This is a genomic window from Dokdonella sp. (assembly GCF_019634845.1).
In the GTDB taxonomy this organism is placed as follows: domain Bacteria; phylum Pseudomonadota; class Gammaproteobacteria; order Xanthomonadales; family Rhodanobacteraceae; genus Dokdonella_A.
In genome coordinates, this window is record NZ_JAHCAQ010000011.1 from 115,270 (window position 1) to 122,781 (window position 7,512).

A 7,512-nucleotide genomic window follows, 5' to 3' on the forward strand; every position below is an offset into this window, starting at 1 on the left:
CTGCAGCGGCGCCGATGTCACTGCATGGCGTCGGTACGGATCGTGATCGTGTCGAGCGCCGTGGGCTGCGCGGCAGCGGCGTCGGCGCGGGTCGCCGCGTGGTCGGCGAACTCGACCGGCACCATGACCTCGGCTTCGACCGCTGCGCCATTGGAACGCGCGGGCTCGAACGTCCAGGATTTGACCGCCGCGAGCGTGACCTCGCCCAGGGCCGCCGCCGCGCTGGTCGGCACGGCATGGTCGAGACTCGCCGCGATCACGTTGCCGTCGCGCCCGATCCTCGCCCGCACGTAGAGCGTGCCCGTGATCTTCTGTTGGCGTGCCTCGACCGGGTAGGTGGGCGGCGCGAGGCTGCGGTAGGACGGTGCCGAATCGCGGTCAGGCGGTGGTGGTGGCGCAGGCGGTGCCGGAGGCGCCGGGGGTGCGTGCGGCGCCGGGGGTGGAGCCGGCGGCGCGGGTGGTGCCATGCGGGCGGCGGCCAGCGCCTGATGCGATGGCGGCGCCGCGGGCAGTGCGACTGCCGCTGGCGTGGCGGCCGTTCCCGTGGTTGCAGCCGCACGGGGTGGCAGGCTCGCCCACGCGCTCCAGGCGCAGGCCAGCGCGCCGCAGACGACGAGGCCGACGCCGAGACGGCGCATCGCGTGCGTCGGACGGGGTGCTTTGAGCATGAGAATCCTCTCCTTCAACGTGGTGTCGGATGGCCAACGGCAACCGACCGGCAGCCGCAGCTCCTGCCGCGACTGGCCGGCCAGTTGCACCTTCAACATCGCGTCGGCGTAGTGCCGGCGCGCTTCCGGAAAACGGGCGACCACGACCGCATCGCAGGCCAGCTCCTGATCGAGGCGGAACCTTGCGGCGGCGTAGTGCAGCAGCGGGTTGAACCAGTTGAGCGAGCGCAGCGCGACCACGAGCGCGTTGATCCACGCATCGCCGCGCAGGAAGTGGACGTGCTCATGCGCGATGATCAGTTCGCGCTCGCGGGCGGCGTAGCGGCGGTCGAAGTCGGACGGCAACACGATGCGCGGACGCCACGCACCGACCAGCGCGGGTCCGGCGAATTCGCAATCCGACTGCACGATGTGCGCGCCAGCGCGCAGCCGCAGGCGACCGAGGCTGCGCAGATAGCGGCGCTGCTGCACCACGAACCGGGCCGCCGCCAGCAGCACGCCAGCGAGCCACAACGCGAGCAGCATGCCGCGCGGATCGAGCGTCTGGCCCGGCGGCAGCGCCGCGGCAGACTGCACGGGCGCAATCTGCGCGACCGCGGCGAGCGGCGCCGGCACACGCAGCGGCGCCGGCAGCAGCAGGGCCAGCAGCGTCGCCGGCACCAGCAGCCATGCTGCGTAGGCGACCTGCGCGCCGCAACGCCGGCGCAACAACCGCCGCACCAGCAGCACGACGACGATCGCCACCGAGCCGGCCGCACTGAAGCGCAGCAGCGTGGCCAACACGTCATGCGCCATCGTCGATCTCCTCGATCAGCGCACGCAGCTCGTCGATCTCCTGCTTCGACAGGCGCTCGCTGCGCGAGAAGTGCGCCACCAGCGCCGATACGCGGCCGTCGAACAGGCGCTCGAGCAGGCTCGTGCTTTCGGCGTGCATGTAGTCGGCGCGTGCCAGCAGCGGGCGGTACAGGTAGCGTCGGCCATCGCGCTCGGCCGCGATCGCGCGCTTGCGCAGCAGCCGGTTGAGCAAGGTCTTGACCGTCGCCTCCTGCCAGCCCTGGCCGGGACCGACGGCCGCGAACACCTCGTCGGCGCCTTGTGGCGCACGCTGCCAGAGGGCCTGCATGACGATGCTTTCGGCTTCGCTGATGCGCATGTGTTTACACTCGTAACCGTCGCCTTAGTTTACGTTCGTAATCGCCACTGTCAAGAACCTCGGCGATCGCCTGGCGCGCGATGCGGTGCGATTTCTGAACATTGCTGTACCGTCGCGTATTGTAATTGGCTGCGTGAACCGCATCTGACGACTGCGGCCGGCTGAATGAACGGTCCTGCCGTGGTCCGCATCGAAACCGTTGGCCGCGTCGCTGCGGTTTCGGCGCAGCCCCACCTTAGACAAGGCAATTGGAGTGATTCCATGAAAAACATGCTGTTTGCGACTGCCCTTGCTGCCGCCAGTTTCCTCGCCCTGCCGGCTGCCCACGCCGACAACACGTCGGGCTTCTTCATCAACGGCAATGTCGGCCAGTCGAACTTCGACAAGCACGGTTACGACGACACCGACACCGGCTACGGCGCCAACATCGGCTATCGCTGGGCGCTGGCGCCCAACTTCCTGCTCGGTGTCGAGGGTGGCTACGCCAACATCGGCTCGTTCGATGCGCGCACCGGCAACGGCGCGCTCGGCAAGGCCGAGCTCAAGGGCTGGAACGTCGGTGCCAATGCGCACTTCAACCTCACCGACAACTGGTACCTGAGCGGTCGCGCCGGCTGGTTCCGCGGTGACATGCGCGGAGGCTACTTCAGCGGCACCACGCCGGTGTATGTCAACGACACCAGCAACAAATGGTACGCAGGCGCCGGCTTTGGCTACGACTTCAGCAACAACGTCAGCGTCGGCCTCAACTACGACTACTACAAGGCCAACAAGGGCGGCTTGACGCTCAACCCGAGCCTGGTCTCGGTGAGCGCCGAATACCGCTTCTGAGCACGCGACACTGCAGCGGGAGCGGCACGGCATGGACGCCGCATCGAACCGGCCTGCGCATGCAGGCCGGTGTTCTTTTGGCCCCCGGCGGCAGGTTCGCCGCCGCGAGCGGCCGCGGTGCGGCGGGGCAGCGTGCGGCGCGCGCGGCCTTGCGCCGGCGCGATCAGTCCGCCTCGAACGAGTCGGCGAAGATCGCGTCCTGCCAACGGCCGCGCAATTCCCAGCGCGATTGACCGAAGACGGGGGCGGCCTCGTGCCAGTCGGGCTCGATCACGACATCGAGCACATCGGTGCCCGCTGGCACCACCAGCGCCGCGTCCTGCTGCTGCCAACGTCGCAGCGGATTCGCTGCGACCGGAGCCAATGCACCGGCCAGCGCACCGTTGACACGGATGCGTGCGCCCGCCGAGCCCGCGACCACCCCGGGCTCGGCGCCAGCCGCGTCGAAGGTGCGCCGCAGCCACAGCGGACCGCCATCGCCCGCCGTCGTGAAGCGGAACTGCGTCACGCCGCCTGTGCTCGTGCACGCCGTCGCGGTGCGCGTGGCCGCAGGCTCGCCTTCGAACTGCGCCGTCAGCGCCTCGCAGTGCGTCGTCGCCGGAACCGTCCAGGAATGTGCGGCCGCGGCCACGGCGTCGCCGACTTCGAATGAATCCAGACTCATCTGCAGCGGCTGCGCCTGTCGATACGCGTACACCACGCGGCGGGCACACGTCGGTGTCGGTTCCAGCGCCGACAGGCCTGCTTCCTGCGTCATGCGCAATGCGCTGGCGTAGGGCAAGGCATCGACCAACATGAGGCGGTAGGCGCTCGTCACCGAGCTGCCGTCGGCATCGACGCGCGTCGCGCCGGCAAGCGGACCTGCGAACGCGCCATGGTCGAAGTAGAACCCGCCGTTGTAAAAGTCCTCCACGCCGGTCCCGTACCAGGCCGGCGCACGCGCGTCGTCGACCCACGCGACCTCATCGCCTTCCAGATAGGTGCGCACCGGCGCCGCCGCGGCGCGGTAGCTCGCGCTGACACCGACGATCTTGCCGGCACCGCGCGTGTCGTCGAGCACGAAGGCCCCACCCGCAACGCAATCCTCGCGCACGCTCGCGCTGAAACGGCCCACATCGGAAGGCACCGGCGCGGCATCGAAGCTCACGCTGGTGGACACCGCGACCGCCGCATTGAGGGTCGGCAGCGCATGCAACGCGACGCTCGCGGTGGCGTCGAACGGCATTGGCCACCAGGCATACAGCCAACCGTTGGCATCCTCGCCCAGCAACACGCCGCGCGCCGGCGTCTGCGCATCGGCGGGCGTGGCGAAGAAATCGGCCAGCGGCATGTCGAGCACGGTCGCCGCGTCAATCTCGACGCGCAGCGCCAGCAGCGGATAGCTCGCGCGCGGCGCCTGGATGCGGATGCCGCGCACCCAGCCGCTGCCGCCACGCGTGGCGACCACCACCTGCCCGCCGGGCGCGATGGTTGCGCTCGCATCGTCCGCCACCAGCAGCCCGTTCCACGGATCATCGCCGGCGTGGCTCACGAAGCTGCGCCAGCCGGGCTCGTCGTGACCCGGGCTGAAACTCGTCACCTGCGCACCGATGCCGATGCGATGGTGCTGGAGTTGGTACCACAACAGGCGGCGACCATCGGCGCTGCACGGATTGCCGCCGCCTTGCGCATTCGCCAGTGCGACCCGCAAACCTTGCGCGTAGGCGATCGGCATGTAGCTCACGTAACCACCGCTGGATTGCGCACGCGCGGCCACCAGCGGGGCCGTGAACGGCGGGGTGGAACCGTCGAACACCGCCGCCAGCGGCAGCGCAAGTGCCGGTTCGCTGGCGCCATCGACATACAGGCGAAGCTCGGTCGCGGGATCGATGCAGGCAGCCGTGCCATAACCGGTCGTGAGCCACAGGCGGGTCAGTGCGCCGGCAGCGGGTTCGTCGAGCAGCACGACCTCGTCGCCCGCGCTGTACAGCCAACGCAGCGGATACGGGTTGGCCAGCGGATCCTCGGCACCGGCATTGCTGCGGTCGTAGCGGCAGCCGCCGGGGCAGCGGCTCGAAGTCTGCACCACGGCGTCGCCCGCATCGAGCCGCGCCAGCGCAGCGGGGCTCGTCCACACCTCCCATGGCAGCGACGCGCCGTGCGCGGTACCCGCCAGCAACGCGGCCAGTGCGCCCGTCACACGGCGCATCCTGCGCGCCCGGCTGCGGGGCGCCGGGTGCTGCACGAGGCGACGGGCCAGCGCGGCATCGGCCGCGACCGGATGGCTGGCGCGACGCGCGATCACGCTGGCGGCGTCGGCGTCGATGTAGAGCGACTCGCCGCGAACGCCGCGCGCCATGAATGGGCCATGCGCGTCATGCGTGCCATCCATCCCGGCTTGGCCGGACCACGGGTGGTCGCACCGGAAATTCGAGCGCCGCGCCGGAGCGGCGCGGTCACCGCCAACGCCACCCGCACGCGGCTGCGCAACCCTGTCGCCCCCACCTGCGAAGCACGCATCGAGCCTCCTCATGCCGAACGCCCGACGCGGCAACCGAACTGCCCGGTCGACGCTGGCACTGTCGCGGCAGGCGGCAGTGTAGCGCCACGCGATCGCGGCGAACGAGGCCGCTGGCGACCGCGATCAATCGCGCGGCGGGTACAGCGCGGGCAGTGCGTCGTGCCGCTGCTGCGGCGACGCAGCCGGCAGCCAGGCAATGCCACGCTGGAATGCAGCCTGCAGTTGCGTGGCCAGTCCGTCCGCCGGTGCGCCGGCATAGCGCGCGCGTTGCAGGCGGGCCAGCGCGCTGCCCTGTGCGTCATCGGCAAGTCGCTGCGCCAGTTCGCCGAGGTTGCGCACCTCGCTGCGCTCACTGCGCGACCACGCCACCAGGGCACGCTCGGCGCCGGCAAGATCACCCAGCGCGCAGGCGCGCAGGAACGCCGCCCGCTGCGCCGACGCGCTCGCGGGTGCCGCTGCTGCCGGCTCGATCGGGCGCTGCGGCCGACGGCGCATCCACCACCAACCCAGCGCCGTGGCGAGCCAGCCGAGCGCGAGCAGCGCCGCAACGAGGCGCCAGAAGCGCGCTTGGCTGTCGGCCAGAAGCGGCGCGTACGGACTGCTGGCGCTCGCCGTGGGCGCCACGCCGGCGGTGCTGCCGGCGCTGGCGTCGGCAGCGGCCGACGCGGCCGGCGGCGTCACCGCGGCCGGCGTACCCGCCGCCGCGGGCAGGACGGTGATCGTCTGCGGCGGCAACTCGCTGGTCTCGAGGCGATCGGTCTGGGTGTTCCACCAGCTCACGCGCACGCCGGGCACGCTCACGCTGCCGGTCCGGTTGGGTACGATCGCGAACTTGCGGATGCGCTGGCCATACAGCCAATCGCCATCGTCGCGCGTGCTGGTCTCGCTCTTGTCGGGATACACGTCGGCACCGGTCGGGGCGTGCAGCTGCAGCTCGGGCAGTTGCTCGAAGCCGGCGCCCTGCGCCTGCATGCGCACCGTGCGCGTCACCGCGTCACCGACATGGACCTCGCTCGGCAACGCACTCTGGTCCTGCAGCAGCAGCGAGGCCACCGGCAGCCATGGCGCGCCGGCCGGCCAATCGGCGGGCTGTGGACGCACCTCGAGCGTGATCGCCTGCGACTGCGCGCCGACCTCGCGCCCGCGGCTGAAGAACGAGCCCGGATCGCGCAGGTCGAGCGTAGTGCCGCGGAACTGCAGCGCCGGAATCTGCAGCGTTCCGCTGCGTTCGGGCGTGAGTGCGTAGTGCTGCTCGACGACCTGATAGCGGCGGCCCGCAACCGTCGCGACATATTGCCTGTCCTGGCCCAGATGCTTGGCCGCCAGCCCGCTGGCCTTGGGCTCGCTGATGTTGCCGCCGGTGAGGTCGACCGCATAGTAGAGCTTGACCGTGTAGCGCACCTGCTGCTGCACATAGGGATTGCGCGGCTGGGCATCGACTTCGAAGAACACGTCGCCGCCGGCCTGCGCCGGTGGCGCGGCGGCCTGCACCTCGAGTTCGAGCGGTGCGGTCCGCGCGCCGCCGACCGTGAGCGGCGGAATCGTGAGCTTGCCTTCGTGGCGAGGCTGCAGTGCCACGGCCCACAACATCTTGGCGTCGCGCACGCCGTTGACGATGCTGACCTGCTGGCTCGACTGTGTTGCGCCGAGGTCGAAGTCCTGCGCCAGCGGCGCGAAGTCGGGCGCGCTGGCGCCGGTGTCGCTGGTTTCGACATTGAGCGTGACGGTCTCGCCCAGCCGCATCGTGCTGCGATCGAGCCAGGCGCGCGGCGCACCGGCAGCCTGCGCGATGGCGGCCACCAACACGAGCCAAGCCAGGCACGCGACGACGAATCCCGACCGCTTCATGGTCATTCTCCCTTGCCTTGCTGGCGACGCTGGTACTCGAGCATGAACTTGCGCCGCAACAGCCCGCCCGGATCATCGGGCACGCGCTCGAGCCACTGGTCGAGCGCCTGACGCTGCTCGCGCGTGGCGTCATCCTCGGACGGGACCGCGCTCTGGCCCTGCGGCGGCCTGCCATCGCGATTGCGCTCGCCCTGCCGCGCCAGTGCCTGGTCGACGGACTTCGACAAGGCTTCGCGCTGCTGCGCGTCCGCCTGCTGCTGGGCGGCCTGCTCCTGCGTGGCAGCGTCCTGCTGCTCACCCGCGGTCCGATCGTGTTGCTGCGCCTGCTGCCGGTCGTGCGGCCCGGCCGACTGCGAATCGGACGATGCCGACTGCCGTTCACCGTCGTTCTGGCCTTGCTGGCCTTGCTGGTCCTGCTGGTCCTGCGGCTGTTCGCCGTCGTGCGGGTCCTGTTGCTGACCCTGCTGCTGCTCCTTCGGCGACCCTTGCTGCTGGCCCTGGCCTTGGCGACC

At 70.6% G+C, this 7,512-nt stretch carries 6 protein-coding genes; 2 read left to right on the forward strand and 4 right to left on the reverse strand.

Annotated features, from left to right (window positions below; genetic code table 11):
• Positions 1–17 precede the first annotated feature (17 nt).
• The gene (locus tag KF903_RS09750; protein WP_291214109.1) at positions 18–1,463 is read right to left on the reverse strand and encodes a TonB family protein; all 1,446 of its coding nucleotides are present in this window, start codon (positions 1,461–1,463) and stop codon (positions 18–20) included.
• The gene (locus tag KF903_RS09755; RefSeq protein ID WP_291214111.1) at positions 1,453–1,821 is read right to left on the reverse strand and encodes a BlaI/MecI/CopY family transcriptional regulator; all 369 of its coding nucleotides are present in this window, start codon (positions 1,819–1,821) and stop codon (positions 1,453–1,455) included. Before KF903_RS09755 ends, KF903_RS09750 begins: the two co-directional genes overlap by 11 nt.
• A gap of 261 nt (positions 1,822–2,082) precedes the next feature.
• Here KF903_RS09755 and KF903_RS09760 point away from each other — a divergent pair, with 261 nt between their 5' ends.
• Positions 2,083–2,652 (forward strand): porin family protein, encoded by a 570-nt coding sequence (locus KF903_RS09760; protein WP_291214113.1) that lies wholly within the window; start codon positions 2,083–2,085, stop codon positions 2,650–2,652.
• A gap of 163 nt (positions 2,653–2,815) precedes the next feature.
• Here the strand turns inward: KF903_RS09760 and KF903_RS09765 are convergent, their stop codons facing one another.
• Together KF903_RS09765 and KF903_RS09770 are read right to left on the reverse strand one after the other, a co-directional pair.
• On the reverse strand, positions 2,816–4,990 hold the full coding sequence (locus KF903_RS09765; RefSeq protein WP_291214115.1) for a DUF2961 domain-containing protein: 2,175 nt from the start codon (positions 4,988–4,990) through the stop codon (positions 2,816–2,818).
• A gap of 285 nt (positions 4,991–5,275) precedes the next feature.
• A complete protein-coding gene (locus tag KF903_RS09770) occupies positions 5,276–7,000 on the reverse strand; it encodes a BatD family protein (RefSeq protein WP_291214117.1) in 1,725 nt (574 codons plus the stop codon).
• Between the two features lie 17 nt (positions 7,001–7,017).
• Between KF903_RS09770 and KF903_RS09775 the strand changes: the two genes are divergently transcribed.
• On the forward strand, positions 7,018–7,512 hold a 495-nt coding region (locus KF903_RS09775), incomplete at its 3' end, for a hypothetical protein (protein ID WP_291214120.1).